The 21676-nt window shown below is 68.5% G+C and carries 20 protein-coding genes; 5 read left to right on the top strand and 15 right to left on the bottom strand.

From position 1 onward, the window contains the following. From JWP28_RS14635 to JWP28_RS14615, 5 genes are all read right to left on the bottom strand, one after another. Positions 1 to 162, bottom strand: a 162-nt coding sequence (locus JWP28_RS14635; RefSeq protein ID WP_299543997.1) for a CoA transferase, incomplete at its 3' end; no start/stop codon positions are given. Between the two features lie 50 nt (positions 163 to 212). Next, positions 213 to 1016, bottom strand: coding sequence for an enoyl-CoA hydratase-related protein (locus JWP28_RS14630; RefSeq protein ID WP_299543995.1), 804 nt, complete (start codon positions 1014 to 1016; stop codon positions 213 to 215). Positions 1017 to 1070: 54 nt separating this feature from the next. Then, positions 1071 to 2276 (bottom strand): acyl-CoA dehydrogenase family protein, encoded by a 1206-nt coding sequence (locus JWP28_RS14625; protein WP_299543993.1) that lies wholly within the window; start codon positions 2274 to 2276, stop codon positions 1071 to 1073. 340 nt (positions 2277 to 2616) lie between these two features. Then, on the bottom strand, positions 2617 to 2856 hold the full coding sequence (locus tag JWP28_RS14620) for a hypothetical protein (protein ID WP_299543992.1): 240 nt from the start codon (positions 2854 to 2856) through the stop codon (positions 2617 to 2619). Positions 2857 to 3060: 204 nt separating this feature from the next. Beyond that, positions 3061 to 4713: a long-chain-fatty-acid--CoA ligase gene (locus JWP28_RS14615; protein ID WP_299543990.1), complete on the bottom strand. Its 1653-nt coding sequence runs from the start codon at positions 4711 to 4713 to the stop codon at positions 3061 to 3063. 293 nt (positions 4714 to 5006) lie between these two features. On the opposite strand from JWP28_RS14615, the gene JWP28_RS14610 reads away from it, so the two are divergent. The 3 genes from JWP28_RS14610 to JWP28_RS14600 all read left to right on the top strand — a co-directional run bounded on the left by JWP28_RS14610 (position 5007) and on the right by JWP28_RS14600 (position 7522). Then, positions 5007 to 5918: an AraC family transcriptional regulator gene (locus tag JWP28_RS14610; RefSeq protein WP_299543988.1), complete on the top strand. Its 912-nt coding sequence runs from the start codon at positions 5007 to 5009 to the stop codon at positions 5916 to 5918. A gap of 302 nt (positions 5919 to 6220) precedes the next feature. Further along, a complete protein-coding gene (locus tag JWP28_RS14605; RefSeq protein WP_299543986.1) occupies positions 6221 to 6838 on the top strand; it encodes a hypothetical protein in 618 nt (205 codons plus the stop codon). A 9-nt stretch (positions 6839 to 6847) separates the two neighbouring features. Then, positions 6848 to 7522: a hemolysin III family protein gene (locus tag JWP28_RS14600; RefSeq protein ID WP_299543985.1), complete on the top strand. Its 675-nt coding sequence runs from the start codon at positions 6848 to 6850 to the stop codon at positions 7520 to 7522. Positions 7523 to 7593: 71 nt separating this feature from the next. Here JWP28_RS14600 and JWP28_RS14595 read toward each other — a convergent pair whose 3' ends face one another. The 3 genes from JWP28_RS14595 to JWP28_RS14585 all read right to left on the bottom strand — a co-directional run bounded on the left by JWP28_RS14595 (position 7594) and on the right by JWP28_RS14585 (position 11732). Continuing rightward, entirely contained in the window at positions 7594 to 8229 is a 636-nt protein-coding gene (locus JWP28_RS14595; RefSeq protein ID WP_299543983.1) for a response regulator transcription factor, read from the bottom strand. Beyond that, positions 8230 to 11307 (bottom strand): sensor histidine kinase, encoded by a 3078-nt coding sequence (locus tag JWP28_RS14590; RefSeq protein ID WP_299543982.1) that lies wholly within the window; start codon positions 11305 to 11307, stop codon positions 8230 to 8232. It lies immediately after the preceding gene. 77 nt (positions 11308 to 11384) lie between these two features. After that, complete coding sequence (locus JWP28_RS14585) at positions 11385 to 11732, bottom strand: histidine kinase (protein ID WP_299543980.1); 348 nt, start codon at positions 11730 to 11732, stop codon at positions 11385 to 11387. Between the two features lie 443 nt (positions 11733 to 12175). Between JWP28_RS14585 and JWP28_RS14580 the strand changes: the two genes are divergently transcribed. After that, entirely contained in the window at positions 12176 to 12973 is a 798-nt protein-coding gene (locus tag JWP28_RS14580) for an AraC family transcriptional regulator (RefSeq protein WP_299543978.1), read from the top strand. Positions 12974 to 13127: 154 nt separating this feature from the next. On the opposite strand, the gene guaA is transcribed toward JWP28_RS14580, so the two are convergent. From guaA to JWP28_RS14550, 6 genes are all read right to left on the bottom strand, one after another. Continuing rightward, entirely contained in the window at positions 13128 to 14687 is a 1560-nt protein-coding gene (gene guaA, locus JWP28_RS14575) for a glutamine-hydrolyzing GMP synthase (protein ID WP_299543977.1), read from the bottom strand. Between the two features lie 9 nt (positions 14688 to 14696). Further along, positions 14697 to 15974 carry an RsmB/NOP family class I SAM-dependent RNA methyltransferase gene (locus tag JWP28_RS14570; RefSeq protein WP_299543976.1) on the bottom strand — a complete coding sequence of 426 codons (1278 nt, stop codon included), beginning with the start codon at positions 15972 to 15974 and terminating at the stop codon, positions 14697 to 14699. Positions 15975 to 15980: 6 nt separating this feature from the next. Continuing rightward, positions 15981 to 16385 carry an MAPEG family protein gene (locus tag JWP28_RS14565; RefSeq protein ID WP_299543975.1) on the bottom strand — a complete coding sequence of 135 codons (405 nt, stop codon included), beginning with the start codon at positions 16383 to 16385 and terminating at the stop codon, positions 15981 to 15983. 229 nt (positions 16386 to 16614) lie between these two features. Continuing rightward, entirely contained in the window at positions 16615 to 18075 is a 1461-nt protein-coding gene (gene guaB, locus JWP28_RS14560; protein ID WP_299543973.1) for an IMP dehydrogenase, read from the bottom strand. Between the two features lie 69 nt (positions 18076 to 18144). Continuing rightward, complete coding sequence (locus JWP28_RS14555) at positions 18145 to 18849, bottom strand: RlmE family RNA methyltransferase (protein ID WP_299543972.1); 705 nt, start codon at positions 18847 to 18849, stop codon at positions 18145 to 18147. Next, positions 18846 to 19928 (bottom strand): Ppx/GppA phosphatase family protein, encoded by a 1083-nt coding sequence (locus tag JWP28_RS14550; protein ID WP_299543970.1) that lies wholly within the window; start codon positions 19926 to 19928, stop codon positions 18846 to 18848. Before JWP28_RS14550 ends, JWP28_RS14555 begins: the two co-directional genes overlap by 4 nt. Before the next feature lie 161 nt (positions 19929 to 20089). Here JWP28_RS14550 and hspQ point away from each other — a divergent pair, with 161 nt between their 5' ends. Further along, the gene (hspQ, locus tag JWP28_RS14545) at positions 20090 to 20419 is read left to right on the top strand and encodes a heat shock protein HspQ (RefSeq protein WP_299543969.1); all 330 of its coding nucleotides are present in this window, start codon (positions 20090 to 20092) and stop codon (positions 20417 to 20419) included. 12 nt (positions 20420 to 20431) lie between these two features. Here hspQ and JWP28_RS14540 read toward each other — a convergent pair. Next, positions 20432 to 21676 (bottom strand): tetratricopeptide repeat protein (locus tag JWP28_RS14540; protein WP_299543968.1); only part of this gene is annotated, 1245 nt, incomplete at its 5' end.

The following is a 21676-nucleotide window of genomic DNA, read 5'->3' as shown; positions in this document are numbered from 1 at the left end:
GGGCGGAACCTTGTAGCCGATCCGCCAGGTGTCGCCGGTGGGCGGCTCGACCTTCACGACGCTGGCGCCGAAATCGCCCAGCATCACCGCCGCCGCTGGGCCGGCGATGAAGCTCGCCATGTCGACGACCTTCAGGCCCGAAAAGATGTTGTCACCTGACATGGAATACTCCGTTCACGTTCAGGATGAGGGGTTGGTCACGGCAGTCGGGGTCAGCGGACCAGGAAGCTTGGCGGACGCTTGGCGAGGAAGGCGGCAGTGCCTTCGGCCTTGTCGTCGGTGGCGGCGCAGACGCCGAACAGAGCGGCCTCGAGGAGCAGGCCCTGGGCCTGGCTCGTCTGCATTCCCCCGTTCACCGCCTCCAGCGAATAGCGCACGGCGATCGGGGCGTTGGCGAAAATCTGCCGCAGAATGACCTCCGCGCGCGGGATCAGGTCGGCGGCGGCGACCACCTCGTTGACCAGGCCGACGCGCCAGGCTTCCCGCGCGTCGATGATCTCGCCGGTCAGGATCAGCTGCAGCGCACGGCCCTTGCCGATCAGCCTCGGCAGCCGCTGGGTGCCGCCGCCGCCGGGCAGCAGCCCCAGCTTGACCTCCGGCTGGCCGAACCGGGCGGTCTCGACGGCGATGCGCAGGGTGCAGGCCATCGCAGTCTCGCACCCGCCGCCGAGCGCGAAACCGTTCACCGCCGCGACCACCGGCTTGCCGAGTGTCTCGATCAGATCGAGCACCACCTGGCCGAAGCGGCTGGATTTTTCGGCCTCGAAGGGCGCGAGGTGCGCCAGCTCGCTGATGTCGGCGCCGGCGATGAACGCCTTGTCGCCGGCCCCGGTCAGGATCACGCCCAGGATCGAAGGATCCGCCTGGGCGTCGCTGAACGCGCCGTGCAGGTCCGTCCAGGTCGGCGTGTTGAGGGCGTTGAGCACCTTCGGACGGTTGAGCGTCACATAGGCGATGCGATCACGCTTCTCGTAGAGCAGGTTTTCGAACGTGGGGACTGACACAGGCGCGTTCACGCGACCCTCCTGAATTGCAACGTAGGGGTGTGGGCGGTCTTGCGGCCTGGCCGATCAGACGAAGGCGCTGAGCCCTGTGACCGCCTTGCCAACGATCAGGTTCTGCATCTGGAAGGTGCCCTCGTAGGAGTAGAGGGCCTCCGCGTCGGCGAAGAACCGGGCGACGTTGTAGTCGACGACGATGCCGTTGCCGCCGAACAGCTCACGCGCCCAGCTGACCGTCTCGCGCATCTTGGCCGTGCAGAATGCCTTGGCGAGCGAGGCGTGTTTGTCCTCGAGCTTTCCCTCGTCGTCGAGCTGGGAAAGGCGCAGCATCATGCTCTGGCACGCCGTGACGTTGGCCAGCATCCTGGCCAACAGGTCCTGCACCATCTGGAACGAGCCGATCGGCTTCCCGAACTGCTTGCGCTCCACGGCATAGGCGAGCGCATGCTCGTAGGCGCCCATCTGACAGCCGGTGGACATCCAGCCCACCATGGAGCGGGTCATGCGCAGCACGCGCGCGGTGTCGCGGAAGGAGTTGGCCGCCTGTAGCCGGTTCGCCTCGGGGACGCGACAATCCTTCATGGTGATCAGCCCGTTCTGCACGACTTTCAGCGCGATCTTGTGCTCGATCTTCTCGACGCTGAAACCGGGCGTCGTCTTGTTCTCGACGATGAAGCCCTTGACCTGATTGTCGGCCACATCGCGCGCCCAGATGATCGAAACGTCGCACCAGGGCGCGTTGCCGATCCACTTCTTCTGGCCGTCGAGGATCCAGGTGTCGCCATCGCGCTTGGCGGTCGTCGTCAGGCCGCCGCCGGTCCCGGAGCCCACCAGCGGCTCGGTCAGGCCGAAGCAGCCGACCTTCTCCAGCCGCGCCATCGGCGGCAGCCACTTCTGCTTCTGCTCTTCCGAACCGTCGAGATAGATCGACCCCATGGCGAGGCCGTCGTGGACGCCGAAGAAGGTGGCGATGGAGGGATCGGTGCGCGCCATCTCCATCATGACGATGCCGAAGATCTGGCGGCTGCCGCCCCGGCAGCCGTAACCCTCGAGGCCCAGGCCGCCGACGTTCAGCTCACGGATGCCTGGAAGCAGCTCGAAGGGGAACGCGTCGTCCGTCCAGTATTTGTTGATGATCGGCGCGACCTTGGTCTCCATGAATTTCCGGATCGCCTTCAGCATGACAAGCTCGTCGGGCGCCAGCGTTTCGGTGATCTCATAGAAATCGCTTACGGGGACGGCGTCGGTCTTCGGCGGTTGCGAAATGTCGTTCATGGTTGGGTCCTCTGCAGGGCGCCGTCGCGGCCCGATCGGCCTGCAGAAGATCGTCCGAGAGCGCCCCCAAGTTCTTGCCTGAACAGACCGGCAGTTGGCCGATCCGGTCGCACACCGTCTCGCCCCACGCACCTGCGCTTTATCACGCGCGGCGCGCCTTTTGCGTTCGCGCGGTGTCGGAGCGAAATCCTGGGCGAGGTACGCCTCGACGTCCTCGAAATGCAGTTCGATGATGAAAGGAAGGCCGGGTGGAAATGGCGCATGGCGATCGCGCCTCCGTAGTAGGTCCAGGCCGCCTCCAGGCCGGCATGGCGGGCTCTGGTCGGGGTGGACGTGAAGCCTATTCCGCCGCAAGGGCGACGGCCGCCGGCTGAAGCTTGCGGCAGCGCGACAGCAGCGCGAGGTGGTCGGCGCCGGTTTGGACGTCGCGCACCCACGCCTTGTCGCCGCTTACCGCGATCACCTCGAAATGCGGGAAGAAGTTAGGCCCGGACCGCACAAGGTCTCCGGCCTGTATGTCGTCCTCGAAATCGCGGTCGTGGTTGATCGAGAAAACGTCAGAGTAGCTAGAGAGGAGCATGACACCCTTTCGGATATTGGCTGGCGAGGCTGACGCCTCGTGCGTCTTGTTCCGCGCCCGCTCCTAGGGCGGGTTCATCATGCAGGCGTCATCGCCAAGGGCTGGAGAAAGGTCTTGAAGCGCCTTGCCGCGCCTGGCGCCGGCTTGTCTCGGCGACGCGCAGGGACCGGGCTCTCTTGACCTTCTGCTCCCCGGCCGCCGGCATCACGGCGTCGGCGACCTCAAGGGGCGTGCGCTTCCCTGCGCGGAGGAGCCGTAAAGCTCCCGCAGCCGCTTCTTGTCGATCTTGCCTGTGGCGCCGAGCCGGATCTCGTCGACGAACAGCACCTCGTCGGGTATCCACCAGCGGGCGATCTTTCCTTCCAGGAAGCCCAGGACCTCCTCGCGCGTGGCGTGCTCGCCCGCCCGCAGCTTGACGATGAGCAGCGGGCGCTCTTCCCACTTCGGGTCGGGCACGCCGATCACCGCCGCGAGCGCCACCTTGGGGTGGCCGTCGACCAGATCCTCGATCTCGATCGAGCTGATCCACTCGCCGCCCGACTTGATCAGGTCCTTCGCCCGGTCGGTGATCTGCATGAAGCCCAGCGGATCGATCGTCGCCACGTCCCCGGTGTCGAGGAAGCCGTCTGCATCGAGAATGTCGCCGCCCCGCCCCTTGAAATATTCGCGGGCGATGGCGGGACCGCGGACCTTGAGATGTCCGAAAGTGCGGCCGTCGTGCGCCAGCGGCGCTCCGGCCTCGTCGGTCAGCTTCATCTCGACGCCGAACGGAACGCGGCCCTGCTTCAACAGCTCGCGCAGGCGCGCATCCGGCGGCAGGGCGTCCGCCTCCGGGGTCGAGGCGCTGACTGTTCCCAGGGGGGACATCTCCGTCATTCCCCAGCCCTGGCTCACCGTGACGTCGAGCTCATCCTGGAAGGCGCGGACCAGGGCCTCCGGCGTCGGGGCGCCGCCGCTGAGCACCCGCTTGAGGCTCGTAGGGCGGGCTCCAGTGGCGCGGAGGTGATCCAGCAGCCTTTCCCACACCGTCGGCACCGCAGCCGCGAAGGTCACGCCCTCTGTCTCGATGAGTTCGTAGATCGAAGCCCCGTCCATCTTAGCCCCAGGCATCACCAGCTTGGCCCCGACCGCCGGCGCGGAGAGCGTGAGGCCCCAGGCGTTGGAGTGGAACATCGGCACGATCGGCAGGACGACATCCCGCGCGGACAAGCCCATGACGTCGGCCTGCAGCGTAAGGAGCGCGTGCAACACGTTCGAACGGTGCGAGTAGAGCACCCCCTTGGGGTCTCCGGTCGTGCCCGAGGTGTAGCAGAGCCCGGCGGCCGTGTTCTCGTCGAACCCGCCCCAGAGGGCGTCGGCGGGGTGCTGTTCGACCAGGTCCTCGAAACAGAGCGCGCCGTCGAAGGCGACATCGGCCATATGCGCGCGGTCGGTCAGCACTACGACGTGCTCGATGCTCGGAATCTTCCCGCGCAGCTTCGCCAGGGTCGGCAGGAAGCTCAGGTCCGTGAAGATGATCCGGTCCTGGGCGTGGTTGATAATGTAGCGGAGCTGCTCGATGAACAGCCGCGGATTGAGCGTGTGGCACACCGCGCCCATGCCCATGACGGCGCACCAGGCTTCCATGTGCCGGGCGGTGTTCCAGGCTAACGTCGCCACCCGGTCCCCGGGCTCAATTCCCAGCGCGACAAGGGCGTTGGTCAGCTTGAGGGCCCGCTCGTGGAGCTCGGTGTAGGTGGTGCGGACGACGGCCCCCTCGACCGAACGCGTGACGATCTCGCGCCCGCCATGCCACGTCTTCGCATGCGTCAGAATGCGATCGACGGTCAGCGGCCAGTTTTGCATCAATCCGAGCATAGGAGACTCGTTTCTTGGCTCTGCGCACGCTTAGCCGGGCGAGGTTGAGCGGCCCAATCGGCCTGCAGAAGATCGTTCGGGAGCGCCCTGGAATTCTTGCCTGAACGGACCGGCGCTTGGCCGATCCGGTCGAACAGTCATCTCGCCCCACGCAGCCGCGTTTTGTTACGTCGGCGGCGCGGGTTGCACGTTTCGCGCATGAACCCTGACGCGAAAACGCCAAGTGTCGAACGCCGGTCTTCGACATCCGCGCCCAGGGCTTATATTCCGATCTCAAGAGACGGAGACTTGACGTGCCTGAGATCGGCGCCTTGAGCGAGCGGCTCGTGTCGCTCCTAGGCCTGCAGCAGCGGCCTACACAGTTGACCAGCGCGGTCGGAAAAGCCGGGATCGGGATTGTGAGATTCCGAGAGGATGATCCGCAGCGTGAAATGACCAATCCGGTGCCCGGAGACGCCGCCTACATCATAGGCCTCAGCCTTTGTGACCACGCAGACCTTCGCTTCACCGAAGACGGGAGGGAGTCGCCGGCGGTCTCGCTCAGGGCTGGTGAGACGATCTTCAATGACCTTCGGCGCAATCCCCGCTTCCTCAAGAACGCATCGTTCGGAGCGATCGCGTTCTATTTCCCGCGTTCAGCCTTCGATGAGGTCGCCGACGACGCCCGCGCCCATCGGATAGGAGATTTGCGCTGCCCACGCGGACAGGGGGTGCCGGACAACACGATACGTAACCTTGGCTGCGCCCTAGCCGCGGGCTTCGACCGCTCAGCGGAAGTAAGCCGCGTCTTCCTGGACCATGTGAGCCTCGCGGTCTGCGCTCACGTCGCCCTGGCCTACGGCGGAATGCGTCCGAACTCCATGGGGCGCCGTGGGGGCCTGGCCGCCTGGCAAGAGCGCCGTGCGAAGGACATCTTGGTTGCCAATCTGGACGGCGAGGTAGCACTGGCCGACATAGCGCGGGAATGCCGACTTTCCGTCAGCCACTTCTCGCGAGCGTTCCGTCACTCCATGGGCGTGGCGCCGCATCGCTGGTTGCTGAACCGGCGGGTGGAGCTCGCGAAGGACCTGTTGCGGGACCGCGAGTCCTCGCTGTCGGAGATCGCCCTGCGCTGCGGCTTTGCCGACCAGAGCCACTTCACCCGGGTGTTCACCCGGCGGGCGGGCGTCAGCCCGGGCTCATGGCGACGCGGCGTGGCAGCCTGACGAGGGCGGTGCGAGCAGCCTGTCAGCGCATCGAACCTGGTAGTTCAGACCCCTTTCGGCGGTTGCGGGGAAGACCCCCTCGGCGGCCGTCGCCCTGGAGTGCGGCTTCGCTGGCACGTCGGGATCAGCTCCGCCGTTTGGCGCAGGCGCCTCTCGGAGTGACCGTTGAAGCCCACCGTTCCTGACCGACGCCGGGCCCCACCACTTGCGGCGCGTTTCGCCAAACCGGGCCAAGCCGCGACAAGCCAACCTGCCTGCCTGCTGGCCAACTCACCGCAACGCACTCAAGCGGAGTAACGGTCATGTTGGCCTGCGTCTTCCCATCTTCGCCGACGACGGACGGCTGGCGCTATGTGGCGAGCCTGGCGCGCCACACGCTGGCGGACGCCGGACGCCGCGATTTCATCCGCTGCGCCGCGCCGCCAGTGAGTTCGATGGTGTGCGTCGACAGTATCGATAACGACGCCGCCTGGCTCCTTGGGGCGGTGCACGACTGCCCGGCGCTTCGTCCCCCCAACGGCCCTGAGCTGCGCAGCCTCGACGGGGACCTCGAAGAGGTGGGCGCCGCGATCAGCAAGTCCGAGCTGAGCGAGCGCCACATCCGGCTGCACGTGATCTGCCCTCCCATGACGCTGGACGCCTGGCGCAGCTGGCAGATCTGCACGATCGTCGCGGAGCTGCTGCTCGATGCGTTGCGCAACAGCCGCGACGTGGGCTCGATCTTAGTCGAGTTCCGCGCCGTCGCCGACGAGGCCCAGTGCGTCATCGTCGACGATGGCGTAGCCTTTTCCAGCCCCGTGCGGCGCCGGTCCGCCGCCAGCGTGGACGCCCTGGTCGCCGAAATCGGCGGCCGCATCGCCCGCCGCACGGGTGATAGCGGCTCGGCCGTCATGATCTGCGTTCCGGGCGTCGGTCTCTGAGCCGCGGCCATGTCCTGTACAAGCCTCACCCATCCCAATGCGGCCGAGCTGACCGAGCACTATGCGTCGAGAGCCGAAAGACGCGCCGACAAGCTTGTGCATCTGATCGGCATAGCGGTCAGCGCCGCCATTGGCACATCGCTGTTCGCTAGGGCGCTATATCACTGCGACCCGTCAATCGCCGGAGGGATCGCCCTCTACTCGCTATGCACGCTCGTCATGCTCGCCTGCTCGGCGCTGTACAATCTCGCCCAACCATCAGGCGCACGGCGATTGCTCCGCCGCCTCGACGAGACCGCCATCTTCGCGATGATCGCCGGCACGTGCACACCCTACCTCCTGAAGCTCCCTTCCCACCAATGGGAGGCGCAGGGCCTGGAGTGGGCCATGGCCGCCGCCTGCGCCGTCGGGAAGGTGCTGGCTCCGCGCTTGCGCAACCACGTCTCGACGGTGCTTTACGTGACCTTTGGCGGGGTGTCCCTGCTGCTCATGGGCCCGACGGGCGCTTCGCTGCCGTTCGCCTCCCTCGCTTGCCTGGCGGCCGTCGTAGCCACCTACTGCGTCGGGTTGTGGGTGTTCCTGAACGATAGCCTCCCCTACCGTCGCGCCATGTGGCACGCCCTCATCGTCATTGCAGCGGCGGTCGACTTCGGGGCCCTTGCGACCGGGCTGGTCTATGCCTGACCAGCGACCCAATCGCGATACGGCGATTGTCCCCGTAGACGTTGCGCGCAACAGCCTCGGCGCGCCGAGCCTCAGAGATCGATCATCCCGCGGCGCACCGCGACGGTCACCGCGTGGGTGCGGTCCGAGACGTCCAGCTTTCCGAAGATGCTCTTGAGATGAGCCTTCACGGTCTCCTCCGAGATGGAGAGCTCCCAGGCGATCTGCTTGTTCTGGTTGCCGTCCGCCACCAGCCGCAGGATGGCGATCTCGCGTTCGCTTAAGCGTTCGTCGACGGCGTGGACCGCCATCCGCTGCGCCATCGCCGTCGACACATGCTTGCGGCCCGCATGGACGTCGCGGATCGTCTCGATCAGCTCCTTGCGCAGGCTCGACTTCAAAAGGTAGCCGGCCGCCCCCGCCCTCAAAGCCCGCAGCGCCTTTGCGTCACCGTCGTAGGTGGTGAGCACCACGATCTTGGCGTTCGGCGCTTCACTGCGGATGGCCTCGATCGCCTGAACCCCGTCCATGCCGGGCATCTGCAGGTCCATCAGGGTCACGTCGGGACGCAGTTCACGAAAGCGGGCGACGCCCTCGGCGCCCGACTGCGCCTCTCCGACCAGCCGCATGTCATCCTGAAGCTGCAGAACTGCGGCCACGCCCTCGCGGAGCATCGGATGATCGTCGACCACCAGGACCGAGATCGGGCGCTGATCGGGCCGCGGCATCTAGTCCTCCAGCTCGACAGGGCGAAGCGCGAAGCGAGGCCAGCGGCGGCCCGGTCGGGCATAGGCGTGACCGGCCGGCACGGCGATGGTGAGGTCGGCGCCCGCCCCCGGGCTGCTGCGGATCGAGAGCTGACCTTGGATCTTCGCCGCGCGCTCCCGCATGCCCGTCAGGCCGAAGTGTCCCTCGCGGCCGCGCTCCAGCACCTGGCGCTCGATGCCGACGCCATCGTCGTGCACGCGCACGACCAGCTGGTTGCGCTCGTATCGCACCTCTACGGCGACGTGCTCGGCGTGGGCGTGGGTGAAGGCGTTGAACAGAGCCTCGCTGGCGATGGCCACGACTTCGTCGAAGACGACGGGATGCAGGGACCGTGGCGCGCCGTCGACCGCGACCTTGATCTCGATCGCCGGATCGAGGCGAAGCCGGTCGGCCGCGGCAGCCAGCACATCCGGCAGATCGTCCGAGGCCTGCGCGTCACGGAGGTTCCGCACGCGATCGCGGCCCTCGGCCAGCATCTCGTCGGCGCGGTCCAGCGCCTGCTCCATCAGCTTTCGGGCCGGTTGGCCGGACGGAATCTGTTCGGCGAGGGATTGCAGCTTCAGCGTCAGGCCTTGCACGCCCTGCAGCAACGTATCGTGGAGCTCGCGGGCGATACGCTCGCGCTCGTCCAGCCGTTCCTGCAGGCGGGCGCGGAGGCGCCCGCTGACCTGCCGCAGGCGCAGGCGGTAGAGCATCCACAGCGCCGCGCCCAAGGCCAGCGCGACCAGCGCCTTGAACGCCCATGTCTGCCACCACAGCGGCGCAATTCGGAAACCGAGCGCCGCGCCCGTGGTGTTCCAGACGCCGTCGTTGTTCGAGGCAATCACCCCGAACCGGTAGGTCCCCGGGCCGAGGTTCGTGTAGAACGCCTGCCGCCGCCCGCCGGCCTCCACCCAGTCCTTGTCGATCCCTTCCAGCCGGTATCGGAAGCGCACGCGCTCCGGGACCACCAGGCTGGTGGCGGTGTAGTCGATCTGCAGCTCCGACGTGCCCTTCGCCAGCCTCTGGTCTGCGGCCGCGGGATAGGTGCGACCATTGGCGGTGAGCGAGCGGACGATCACGCTCGGCGGCAGCGCGTTGTGGTAGAGGCGCCCCGGGTCGATCCACGAGAGGCCGTCCACGGAGAAGAACCAGACGCGCCCGTCCGGCCCACGCGCCGCGCCGAACGGGCTCACGAGCTCCGCGCCGCTGAAGCCATCCTGGGCCTCGAAGACCTGGGTCCACGGTCGCACGGTCGGATTGGCGAAGGCGTTCAGTAGCTCCCCCCTGGCCACGCGCGCCACGCCTGTCGGGGAGATGAACCAGGCGTCGGCGGCCGTCTCGGCGATGGCGGCGCCGCTGGACAGCGCCGGCGCCCGCGCCTGCGGGATCACCTGAAAGCGGCGTCCGTCGTAGCGGGCGATTCCCGAGGTTCCGCCGATGATCGGACCATCGGGGTCGGGGACGAAGGCGCGGAAGTCGCCGATTTTCGGCGCCGCCTCGTCGGGGAAGAGGGTGATCCGCTCGCCGCGCGCCTGAACAATCTGCCCGCCGCGGTAGAAGAGCCAGGCCGCGCCGCTGGCGTCAGTGGTCAAGTTTGGGGCCGCGGTCGGGGGCAGGGATGGGACGACGACGTGCGCCCACCGGCCAGCGCGGCGACGATAGACGCCCTTGTCCCAGACCGAAATCCACAGGTCGTCGCCCGCGACCGCCATGTTGTTCACCTTGCCGCCCTTGATTTCCGGCGGCAGGGCCAGGGTCGTAAACGCGCCATCCCGCCACCGCTGCAGCTTGTCCTCGACCGCGAGGAGAAGATCGCCCGCCGGCGTCGCGGCCATGGCGAAGACCCGGCCGATGTTCGGCGACAGCAATTCCGGAGGCCCAGCGACCTTCAGCCGATAGAGCCGGCCGCCGGGCCCGGTGGGATCGGCGACCCTGGCGGGCAGACCTGTGTACACATAGACCGCGTCGGTCGTGGCGACGATGTCGGCCCCCTGGTCGCGGATGGGCACGCCGCCCTCCGTCGCGATATCGGCCGACCGGAAGCGATCCAGCCCCCGCGCCGTCCCGACCCAGATGTCGCCCTCCCGGTCTTCGAAGACGATCGCGGCAAGCTCGGATGTCAGTCCCTGCGAGGCCTTGAACCGCTCCAGCTCCGCGGGCCCGGTCATCGAGCCGAGCCTGTACAGGCCGAAGGTCGTGCGATTGGCGATCCAAAGCGCGCCGTCGCGGTCGATGGTGATCGCGCCCACGGCCTGGGGTGGCACGGCGGCGCCGAAGCGCCGGTTCGGCGGCGGGACGCCCGGGCTCAGGTCCGGCAGGGCGTAGAACCGCCGGGTGGTGAAATCGGCCGTCCACAGCCGGCCGTCGGGCGCGTGCCCGAAATTGAAGGCGCCGCCGCCGTAGCCGGGCGCAGCCTCGAACCTCGTCGCGCCGTTCCTCAGGTAGTAGGTGGCCAGCACGTTCTTCGCCCAAAGCGTCCCGTCGCGGCCGAGCGCCAGGCCCCAGACCCCGCCGGAATCGGCATAGGTGGAACCGCGCGGCCAGGCGCCGGCGACGCGGCGCCAGCGCTGCCCGTCGAAGCGCAGGACCTCGTTCTGCGTCCCGACCCAGACCGCGCCGCCTTGGTCGGGCGCGAGGTAGAGGACGGGCGCGCCCTGGACCGGCGCAGGAAGTTTGAAGGTCTCGATCCGCTCGCCCCGGACCCGCACGAGGGTTCCGGTAAAGGTGCCGATCCACAGGTCCCCTCCGGCGCTGGTCGCCATGGAAGCCACCGCCGCGCGCCCGAGCTGCTCACGGCCGAACGCCTCGGCGCGGACGCCGTCGAAGCGGACGAGTCCGTCGATCGAGCCGAGCCACAGGAAGCCGTCCGGCGTCTGGGCGATCGCGAAGATATTCGGCGGTATGCCGTCCCGGTACGTCCAGCCGGTGTGGTGATACTGGGCGACATGGCGCGTCGGATCCAGCGCCTGCGCCGGGCTCCCGATCAGCAGCGCAGCGGCCAGTCCCGCCGCCAGCCACCCAGCGACAGCGATCAGGTTTCGGGCTGTGGTTCTCATCGCGCCACGTCCGCAACGGGTGGTGCGCTCCGTCGCATCGCGACATAGCTGACACAGAACCCCGTTGTGCGACACACTCAATCGGGGCCGTCGCGAGCGTGGCCTGCGCCCCGTACGCGTTTCCGACCGCGGGCCAGAAGCTCGTCGGCCCGATCCAGCGCGTGCTCGAGCCGCAGCCTCGCCGGCTCGTTCGGCGGCATCTGATCGGCGATCGCCTGCAGGCTGAGCGTCAGGCCCTGAACATCCTGCAGCAGCGCGTCGTGCAGCTCCACGAAGGCGCGCTCCCGTTCGGCGATGCGATGATCCATCAGCGCCTGCATGCGCTTCGAATGCCAGCGCAGGCAGTAGCGGCTGAGCAGCCACAAGGCCGGAAGGAAGACGAGGAAGACGAGGGCCGGCCCGAGGAATACGCCTCCGTCCTTCATGTTCGGATCCTTTGGTTCCCCTTGCACTGCCCGCGACGGTTGCACGGACAAGGGCTGCCCGGGATACCCGAATGGGGGATCGGGCGGCTCCTCCAACGGGCGGGGAGCCCGCCGCCCACCAGGCGCCTGGCGGAGCGTTTTCCTCCACAAACGCAAGGTCTTACGTGCCTACTGAGCGCCGCACTCGCCCGGCCGTCGTCGTGAGGCGGCGCTAGAGCAACGCTCAGGCGGGCCGGCGACGCCGCACCCAAATTGACGATCTCTCGGCCCCCAGCGCGGGGGCAGCGCTTTGGCGCCCCTAGTCCGAACCTCAAGCGCCCTTGCTGATGGAGGCGGGAGAGATGCTAGCCATTCAAATCGAAAACCACGCCGGACACCGCGAACCCCAAGCGACGCTATGCGCGAACGGGCTACGGCGCGGACGGATCGCCGCGACTCGAGTCATGGTCGACGAACCGCCCGGGTGCTGGACCCCGCCGCCGCCGGTGGAGGACGCGTTCCTCTTGCGGCTCCATTTGCGGGACTATCCCAACTATCGCTGCCGGGAGGCGCAAGCGCCGGCGACGGTCAACGACATGCGCGCCGGCGAGACCGTGTTTCACGACCTGCGCCGGCAGCCGCGGCTTATGATCGACAAGAAACTCGACGCGGTGGACGTGCAAATATCCAACTCGGCGATGCAAACCCTCGCGGAGGACGCCGCGGCGTCGTGGCGCGGGGAACTCGACTGCGCGCTTGGTCGCGCCGTAGCCGATCCAACCATCCTCAGCCTGTGTCGCTCGGTCCTTCCCGAGCTCGAAGACGGGCGTGCGTCAGAAAGTCTCCTCTTCGACTACGTCAGCCGCGCGCTCGCGGCCCATGTCGCCGCTGCCTATGGCGGAATGCGGCCGAACTCCATGGTGCGCAGCGGCGGTCTGGCGGCCTGGCAAGAGCGCCGTGCGAGGGACATCCTGGCCGCCAATCTGAATGGCGCGGTCACGCTCGCCGATCTAGCTCTGGAGTGCCGGCTTTCCGTCAGCCACTTCTCGCGCGCGTTCCGTCAATCCATGGGCGTCGCGCCGCATCGTTGGCTGTTGAACCGGCGGGTGGAGCTCGCGAAGGACCTGCTGCGGGACCGCGAGTCCTCGCTGTCGCAGATCGCCCTGCGCTGCGGCTTTGCCGACCAGAGCCACTTCACGCGGGTGTTCACCCGGCGGGCCGGCGTCAGCCCGGGCGCATGGCGACGCGGCGTGGCAGCCTGACTAGGGTGGTAGGGCTGGCAGGACCCACGCCGCTGAGGCGAATTGCGTGTGAAGTTAGCGACGACACCAACAGAAATGCCAACCGCCCTTCCCGCTAGGTCTGCGACAGCCAGCGCGCAAAAGCGGGACTATCATTATGCTTCTAAAGCACCGCCTACTCCCACTCGATGGTCCCGGGGGGCTTCGACGTGACGTCGTAGACCACGCGGTTGATGCCCTTGACCTCGTTGATGATGCGGGTGGCGGCGCGGCCGAGGACTTCCCAGGGGAACTCGAAGAAGTCGGCGGTCATGCCGTCGGTGGAGGTGACGGCGCGGAGCGCGCAGACCTCGTCGTAGGTGCGGGCGTCGCCCATGACGCCCACCGTGCGGACCGGCAGCAGGACGGCGAAGGCCTGCCAGATCGAATCGTAGAGGCCGGCCTTGCGGATCTCGTCGAGGTAGATGGCGTCGGCCTTCTGCAGCACGGCCACCCGCTCAGGCGTCACCTCGCCGGGGATGCGGATGGCCAGGCCCGGCCCGGGGAACGGGTGGCGGCCGACGAAGGCGGGCGGCAGGCCAAGTTCGACGCCCAGCGCCCGGACCTCATCCTTGAACAGCTCGCGCAGCGGCTCGACCAGCTTCAGCTTCATGTAGTCGGGCAGGCCGCCGACGTTGTGGTGGCTCTTGATCACCGCCGAGGGGCCGCCGCGCGCCGAGACGCTTTCGATGACGTCCGGGTAGAGGGTGCCCTGGGCCAGGAAGGCCGCGCCCTCCACCTTGGCGGCCTCGCGGTCGAAGATCTCCACGAAGATCCGCCCGATGGTCTTGCGCTTGGTCTCCGGGTCGGACACGCCGGCCAGCTCTCCGAGGAATTCCTTCGCCGCCTCAACGTGCACCAGCGGGATGTTGTAGTGATCGCGGAACATGGTCACGACCTGCTCGGCCTCGTTGAGCCGCAGCAGGCCGGTGTCGACGAAGACGCAGGTCAGCTGTTCGCCGATGGCCTCGTGGATCAGCACCGCCGCCACCGAGGAATCCACCCCGCCCGACAGGCCGCAGATCACCCGGCCCTGGCCCACCTGGGCGCGGATCTTTTCGACCATCTCCTGGCGGAAGGAGGCCATGGTCCAGTCGCCGCTCAGGCCCGCGATGCGGTGGGTGAAGTTGCGCAGCATCAGCGCCCCGCGCGGCGTGTGGGCCACCTCCGGGTGGAACTGGATGCCGTAGAAGCGCCGGCCCTCGTCGGCGATCACCGCATAGGGGCTGCCCTCGGACGCCGCCACCACCTCGAAGCCCAGCGGGATGGCAGTGATCTTGTCGCCGTGGCTCATCCAGACCGTTTCATGCGAGCCCGCGGCGCCCAGGCCTTCCAGCAGCGGCGACGGCCGCTCGATCAGAATCTCGGCGCGCCCGAACTCCCGGTCGTGGCCGCCCTCCACGGCGCCGCCCAGCTGAGCGCACATGGTCATCTCGCCGTAGCAGATGCCCAGCACCGGCACGCCGAGTTCGAACACCTTCTGCGGCGCGGCGGGGCTCTCGGCCTCGTGCACGCTGGCCGGGCCGCCCGACAGGATCACCGCCTTCGGGGCGAAGTCGTCGAGCATCGGCTCGACCTTGTCATAGGGATGGATCTCGCAATAGACCCCGCTCTCGCGCAGACGTCGGGCGATCAGCTGGGTCACCTGGCTGCCGAAGTCGACGATCAGGACGCGCTCGTGGGCAGGCTTGGTCATGGGGCTCCGTTAGCGGGGTTTCTCCAGCACGGCGACGAAAAAGCCGTCGGTCGCTGAACTCCGGGGCGACAGGCGCAAAAAGCCGTCGGGCGTGAGGAATTTGGTCAGCTTGGGATCGTCGGTGGCCGGGCGCACGGCGAACCCCGACGTCCGCGCCAGGAAGGCCGCGACCCGGTCCTCGTCCTCCTGCGGCAGCACCGAGCAGGTGACGTAGACCAGCCGCCCGCCGGGCTTCACGAACGGCGCGCCCGCATCCAGCACCGCGTCCTGGTCGGCCATGCGCCGCTCCAGGGTCTCGGGCGTCAGCCGCCACTTGGTGTCGGGATGGCGCCGCCAGGAGCCCGACCCCGAGCAGGGCGCATCGATGAACACCACGTCCATCTTAGCCTCGAGGCCTTGGAGCGGCTCGGGATTCACCGGGGAGCGGACCTGCAGGTTGCGCACGCCCGCCCGGTCGCCGCGCCGAATGGTGTCGGCCAGGCGGCGCGCATCGCTGTCATAGGCGTAGATCTGGCCGGTGTTGCCCATGGCGCCGGCCAGCGCCAGGGTCTTGCCGCCGCCGCCGGCGCAGAGGTCGAGCACCTGCTTGCCCTTGACCTCGCCGGCCGACGCCGCGGCGATCTGCGAGCCGAGGTCCTGGACCTCGAACCAGCCCTTGGAGAACTGGGGGATGGTCTCCACCGCCCCGCTTCGCGCCATGGGATCCAGCGCCGGCATGCGGAGCGCGGTAGGCAAGACGTCGGTGGGCTCCGCCGAGAGCGAGCTCAGCGCCTTCAGCGTCCGCTCGGGATCCGACTTCAGGAGGTTGACCCGCAGGTCGACCGGCGCCCGCTCGGAAAGCGCCGCGCCCTCCTCGACCCTCGCCTCGCCGAACGCCCGGGCCATGGCGGCGTCGAGCCAGTCCGGATAGTCGCCGCGCACCGCCTCGGGCGCTTGCGTCAGATCGCGCGGGCTCTCCAGCACGGCGCGCTCGGCCTCGCTCAGCGGCCCGGGCCCGTGAGGCTCCTCGCCGGCCGCCTCGACAACCCGCTCCAGCGGCCAGTCCCAAAGGAACCGCAGCGCCGCAAGGGCCGCGGCGCGCGGCGTCTCCTCCCCCATCCGCCAGCCCAGCGAGCGGCGGCGGCGCAGGACGTCCAGCACCAGGCCGGAGACGAAGGCGCGATCCTTCGCCCCGGCGTAACGGGCGGAATCTCCCCAGCTCTTCAGCGCGAGCCGGACAGGCCTGTGGCGGGTCTCGATCTCGGTCAGGACATCAATTGCCGCCGCGAGGCGTCCGGCGTCACGCAAAGAAGGTCACCTGAAAAACGCTACGATCACCATGACGATGCCGACCACGCTGACCGTCCAGACCAGGGTCCGGACCAAGGCCACGCCGGAGGCGTAGAGCGGCACGTAGAGGCCGCGGGCGATCACATAGAGGCCCGCGCCGTAAAGGGTAAGGGTCCCGAGCTTGCCGGCGATGACGCAGGCGATCAGCGCCGCGGCGAACAGCGGGAAGGTCTCAAGGAAATTCTTCAGCGCCCGGTCCAACCGGGCCGCGACGCCGCTGACCGGCCTGTGTTCGTCGCGCGGTCCAGCCAGCCACGCGAAGTTTCGCTCTCCGCCGCTGCCGGCCGTCGCCGCCCAGACGATCTGCACCAGACCGATGATCACCGCCGCCATCAGCAGCTTCAACTCCACAGGAACCACAGGACCCATAGTCGCCTCCCCCGTTTCGCCGCCGGCTCGGGATCGGCCGGCTGGCGTTAGAGACTCCGCCGGGCCCTAGTGTGCTGGATTTGAAGTTCGCCTCGTTCTTGGGCCAAGCGCCGAGCGAATTTCAAATCCAAAAAGCACACTAGAAGCAAATGTACTCTCTAGTGTCCTTATCGATTCCGAAGTTCGTCAACAGCAGCCGCGAGCGCTTGCGAACTTCGGAATCGGGACACTAGACCGGGCTCGGATAGTTGGGCGCCTCGCGCGTGATCATCACGTCGTGGACGTGGCTTTCGCGCAGGCCCGCGCCGGTGATGCGGATGAAGCGGGCGCGCTTGCGGAACTGCGCCAGGTCGGCCGCGCCCACATAGCCCATGGCGGCGCGCAGGCCGCCGACCATCTGGTGCAGGATCGGCGCGATCGGCCCCTTGTAGGGCACCTGCCCCTCGATGCCCTCGGGCACCAGCTTGAGCGCGTCGGTGACGTCCTTCTGGAAATAGCGGTCGGCGGAGCCGCGCGACATGGCTCCCAGCGAGCCCATGCCGCGGTAGGTCTTGTAGGAGCGGCCCTGGTAGAGGAACACCTCGCCCGGCCCCTCGTCGACGCCGGCGAACACCGAGCCCATCATGGCGACCGAGGCCCCCATTGCGAGCGCCTTGGCCAGGTCGCCCGAGTACTTGATCCCGCCGTCGGCGATCACCGGCACGTCGGAGCCACTGGCCGCGCGTACGGCGTCCATGATGGCGGTCAGCTGCGGCACGCCGACGCCGGCCACGATCCGCGTGGTGCAGATCGACCCCGGGCCGATGCCCACCTTCACCGCGTCGGCGCCGGCGTCGATCAACGCCTTGGCGCCGTCGTAGGTCGCGACGTTGCCGGCCACGATCTGCACCCGGTTGGTCTCGCGCTTGATACGCGCCACCGCCTTGGCCACGTCGGCGTTGTGGCCGTGGGCGGTGTCGATCACCACCACGTCCACGCCCGCGTCCACCAGCGCCATGGACCGCTCGAAGCCCGCAACGCCCACGGTCGAGGCGGCGCCCACCAGCAGGCGGCCCTGCGGGTCCTTCGCCGCGTTCGGGTGGGCCTCGGATTTTTCCATGTCCTTGACGGTGATAAGCCCCACCGCCCGGTAGTCGTCGTCGACCACGATCAGCCGCTCGATCTTGTGCCGGCGCAGCAGCTCGCGGGCCTCGGCCTGGCCGACGCCCTCCTTCACCGTGACCAGATTCTCGTGCGTCATCAGCTCCCTGGCGGGGACATCTCCGCTGCCCTCGAAGCGCATGTCGCGGTTGGTCAGGATGCCGCATAGCTTGCCCTTGGCGTCCACCACCGGAAAGCCGGAGATCCTCCGCCGGGCCTTGATCTCGCGCACCTCGCTGAGCGGGGTGTCCGGGTGGATGGTGAGCGGATTGATCACCATCCCGCTCTCGTAGCGCTTCACCTCGCGGACCTGGTCGGCCTGCTCCTCAACGGTGAGGTTGCGGTGCAGGACGCCGAGTCCGCCGTTCTGCGCCATGGCGATGGCCAGCCGGCTTTCGGTGACGGTGTCCATGGCGGCGGACACCAGCGGTATGTTCAGCTTGATCTCTCGCGTGAACCGGGTTGAGACATCCACCTGGGTGGGCATCACATCGGACGGACCGGGTTCTAGCAAAACATCGTCGAAGGTAAGCCCTTCGCGAATCTCCATGGAGACACCTCGTTTTGCGAGGGTCGTATCCCTGCAAAGGGCGATGGAGTCAACGCGGGCCTTTGGCGCTCAGGCTCGCCTGAAGCCCGTCGCCACCAGATAGAGCTCGGAAGAGTCCGAGCGGCTGGCCTTGGGTTTCACCGTCTTCACGCTGGCGAAGTGCCGCTTCAGCTTGCCGATCACCTCGGCGGTCTCACCGCCCTGGAAGGCCTTGGCGACGAAGGCCCCGCCGGGCTTCAGGACCTCGGCGGCGAAATCCACGGCCGCCTCGATCAGGCCGACGATCCGCAGGTGGTCGGTCTGCCGGTGGCCAACCGTGTTGGGCGCCATGTCGGAGAGGATTACGTCCGGCGCGCCGCCCAGGAGGCGGATCAGCTCCGGTCCGCAGGCCGGATCGGTGAAATCCATCTGCAGGATATGGGCGGGCGGCAGGGGATCGACCGGCAGCAGGTCGACACCCACGATGTCCGTCACGCCACGCTCCAGGGCCACCTGCGTCCAGCCGCCAGGCGCGAGGCCCAGGTCCACCACGCGCGCGCCGCGCTTCAGGAGTCGGAACTTGTCGTCGATCTCGGTCAGCTTGTAGGCGGCGCGGGAGCGGTAGCCGTGGGCCCGGGCCTTGGCGGCGAAGGGATCGTTGATCTGTCGCGACAGCCAGGCCTGCTGCGAGGGCGTGCGCTTCCAGGCGGTCTTCAGCCGCTCGGGTGTGGCCCGGCCGGCCTCGGTGCCGCCGGTCGGCGGCCTGACCATGCGTTTGCGCGGAGGCTCGGTCATTGGACGGCCACCGAGCGGGAACCGCCGCCTCGCCGCCTTCGCCGACGCCCGCCGCGGTCCGACATCAGCGAAAGCAGGATGCCCTCCCGCAGGCCGCGGTCGGCGACTCGCACGCGGCTGCAGGGCCAAAGCTCCTGCACGGCCTGCAGGATCGCCGCGCCGGCCAGCACCAGATCGGCGCGGTCGGGGCCGATGCAGGGCTGCTCGGCCCGTTCCTTGGCGGTGATCGCCAGGAGGCGCCCCGCCGCGGTGTCGCACTCGTCCCGGGTCATCCAGATGCCGTCCACGCGGCTGCGTTCATAACGCGGCAGATCCAGATGCAGGCCCGCCAGGCTGGTGATCGCGCCGGACGTGCCGATCAGGTGCGCCCGGTCGGCGTCGAATATCTCGCGCAGCCCGTCGGCGCGGCGAAAGGCCGCGATCTCGGCCTTCATGGTGTCGACCATGGCCCGGAACCAGGCTTCCGTCGCCGCTTCGCCTTCCGGGAAACGCTCGGCCAGCGTGACCACCCCGATCGGCACGGAGAGCCACGCCTTGAGCGGCGGCATGCCGGTGGGCGCAGCGCCCCTCAGGTCCACCCAGGAGAGCTCGGTCGAGCCCCCGCCGACGTCCACCACCAGCGCCGCGTCCGCCGCGCGGTCGATCAGGTTCAGGCAGCCGGCCACCGACAGCCTGGCTTCTTCCTGCGGGGCGATGATCTGCAGCCGAAGGCCGGTCTCATCGAACACCCGGTCGATGAACTCAGGCCCGTTCTCGGCCATCCGGCACGCCTGGGTGGCGATGGCGCGAAGGCGCAGCACGCGGCGGCGGCGAAGCTTCTCGGCGCTGACCTTCAGGGCCGCCATCGCGCGCTCCATGGCCGCCTCGGAGAGCCTTCCCGATTGGCCGAGCCCCTCGCCCAGGCGCACGATCCGTGAATAGGCCTCGATCACCCGGAAACCGCCGGAGCCCTGCGGCGTCGCGATCAGCAGCCGGCAATTGTTGGTTCCAAGGTCGAGCGCGCCATAGCAGGGCGTCTCGCCAGCAGGCCTCTCCCGGCCACGTGACGTGGCGCCGGGCGCACTCGGCGCCTCAGTCATGGACCGCTTCCGTCCCTCGCAGGCGCGGCCACACCTGGCGCGCCTCACTTCGGCCGCGAGCTTAGCAAGCCTGCTCGCCTCTCGGAAGGCTTGGCCTTGTGCGGAAGGTGCTGAACGCTACGTTCACTTTCCGGTCAGGAGAGGAGGAGTAGATTCGGCGTATGGACACGCAGAGCGCCAAATTCGCCATCGGGCAAGTCGTTCGTCACCGCGTCTATCCGTTTCGCGGCGTGATCTTCGACGTGGATCCGACCTTCTCCAACACCGAGGAATACTGGCTGTCGATCCCGGAAAACATCCGGCCGCACAAGGACCAGCCGTTCTATCATCTGCTCGCCGAGAACGACGAGAGCTCCTACGTCGCCTACGTCTCCGAGCAGAACCTGGTGCCCGACGACTCGGGCCAGCCGGTCGGCCACCCGCAGGCCTCGACGCTCTTCGAATCGTTCCGCGAGGGCCAGTACAAGCTCCGCCCCCGGATCAGCCACTAACCAACTGCGCATTCAGGATTTGCCGCGCGGCGGATTGAGCTTGCGCGCCTGGGCCTGGTCGGCCTCGGCGCCGGCGGCGTCCCCCAGTTCTCCCCTCACCTCGCCCCGCGCCTGCCAGGCCGTCGCGTTCCTGGGATCGGCGGCGAGCGCGGCGTCGTAGAAGTCCCTGGCCAACAGCAGGTCCCCCAGCTGGCGATAGGTGTCGGCCTTGGCGGCCAGCGTCGCCGGATCGCCGGGGGTCAGGCGCAGGACGGCGTTGAAGTCGCGCAAGGCCTCGCTGTTGCGGCTCAGCTGCTTGTCGGCGACGCCGCGGTTGAACAGCACGATGTCGTCCTTGGGGTTCGCCGCCAGCGCCCGGTTGAAGTCGGCCATGGCCAGGTCCGCCTTATCGAGCGCGAGGTAGAGGTTGCCGCGGGCGTTCAGGATGTCGCCGTTGTCCGGATCGATCGCCAGCCCGCTGGCGAATTCCCGCAGGGCTTTGTCCGCCTTGCGCTTGGCGACGTAGGCGCGGCCGCGTTCGTAGAGCGCCTCGAGCTCCTTGGCCTGGCTGGCGGATGGCGACGCTCGCGGCGGCTTGGGCGCCGCGGTGGCCCGCGGCGCGGCCGGCGGCTGGGCGATGGCCGCGAGGATCTCGGCTTGCGGCAGGGGTTCCGGCGTGGTCCCGGCGACCAGTGGTCCCCAGCCCGACCAGTCGCGCGCGAACGCCGCCTTCACGGCGTCGGGGCCCACGTCGTCCATCAGTGTGTCCAAGGCCCTCAGCCCTGCGCGAGGGGTGAGCTGCGGCATGCCGTCGAGCGCCCGGTCGAGGATGTCGCCCGCCCGGTCGGCGGAGGCGCGCACAGGCTTGCCGATTCCGTTGCGGATCGACGCCCGGATCTGCTCGACGGCGGTGTCGACCTCGTCGTCGGTCGGCCCCTCATCGCCGAAGCCGCGGATTTCGGCGACTACGGTGACGATGGCGGCGGCCCCGCGGCCCTTGACCGGCGTCACGGCGACGCAGGTCTTCAGCGAGTCCGGCCGAAGCTCGTCGCTGATGCTGACCTCCTGGAAGGGCGTATCGGCGCGCGACTTGAAGACGTTGAGCCGCTGCTGCAGGGCGGCTTGCCAGACGCCGCGCATCAAGAGGCTGCGCAGGCGGGCCACCTCGTCGCCCTCCGGGTCCGGCGCGGCGTGCCGGCAGATCCGGGCCACGGCGGCGATGCGGGGATCGGCCTGCAGCTGGACCTCCGGACCGCGCGCCGGCGGCGGCGCCCGTGA

The sequence above is a fragment of the Phenylobacterium sp. genome (genome assembly GCF_028290885.1).
Lineage (GTDB): Bacteria > Pseudomonadota > Alphaproteobacteria > Caulobacterales > Caulobacteraceae > Phenylobacterium.
The sequence above is the reverse complement of the archived record's forward strand: the minus strand, read 5'-3'. Positions and strand labels throughout refer to the sequence as shown.

Coding starts and splice junctions, on each gene's coding strand:
- JWP28_RS14625 (WP_299543993.1), bottom strand. CDS start 2,276: ATGAACGACATTTCGCAACCGCCGAAGACCGACGCCGTCCCCGTAAGC.
- JWP28_RS14620 (WP_299543992.1), bottom strand. CDS start 2,856: ATGCTCCTCTCTAGCTACTCTGACGTTTTCTCGATCAACCACGACCGC.
- JWP28_RS14615 (WP_299543990.1), bottom strand. CDS start 4,713: ATGCTCGGATTGATGCAAAACTGGCCGCTGACCGTCGATCGCATTCTG.
- JWP28_RS14605 (WP_299543986.1), top strand. CDS start 6,221: ATGTTGGCCTGCGTCTTCCCATCTTCGCCGACGACGGACGGCTGGCGC.
- JWP28_RS14600 (WP_299543985.1), top strand. CDS start 6,848: ATGTCCTGTACAAGCCTCACCCATCCCAATGCGGCCGAGCTGACCGAG.
- JWP28_RS14595 (WP_299543983.1), bottom strand. CDS start 8,229: ATGCCGCGGCCCGATCAGCGCCCGATCTCGGTCCTGGTGGTCGACGAT.
- JWP28_RS14590 (WP_299543982.1), bottom strand. CDS start 11,307: ATGAGAACCACAGCCCGAAACCTGATCGCTGTCGCTGGGTGGCTGGCG.
- JWP28_RS14585 (WP_299543980.1), bottom strand. CDS start 11,732: ATGAAGGACGGAGGCGTATTCCTCGGGCCGGCCCTCGTCTTCCTCGTC.
- JWP28_RS14580 (WP_299543978.1), top strand. CDS start 12,176: ATGGTCGACGAACCGCCCGGGTGCTGGACCCCGCCGCCGCCGGTGGAG.
- guaA (WP_299543977.1), bottom strand. CDS start 14,687: ATGACCAAGCCTGCCCACGAGCGCGTCCTGATCGTCGACTTCGGCAGC.
- JWP28_RS14565 (WP_299543975.1), bottom strand. CDS start 16,385: ATGGGTCCTGTGGTTCCTGTGGAGTTGAAGCTGCTGATGGCGGCGGTG.
- guaB (WP_299543973.1), bottom strand. CDS start 18,075: ATGGAGATTCGCGAAGGGCTTACCTTCGACGATGTTTTGCTAGAACCC.
- JWP28_RS14555 (WP_299543972.1), bottom strand. CDS start 18,849: ATGACCGAGCCTCCGCGCAAACGCATGGTCAGGCCGCCGACCGGCGGC.
- JWP28_RS14550 (WP_299543970.1), bottom strand. CDS start 19,928: ATGACTGAGGCGCCGAGTGCGCCCGGCGCCACGTCACGTGGCCGGGAG.
- hspQ (WP_299543969.1), top strand. CDS start 20,090: ATGGACACGCAGAGCGCCAAATTCGCCATCGGGCAAGTCGTTCGTCAC.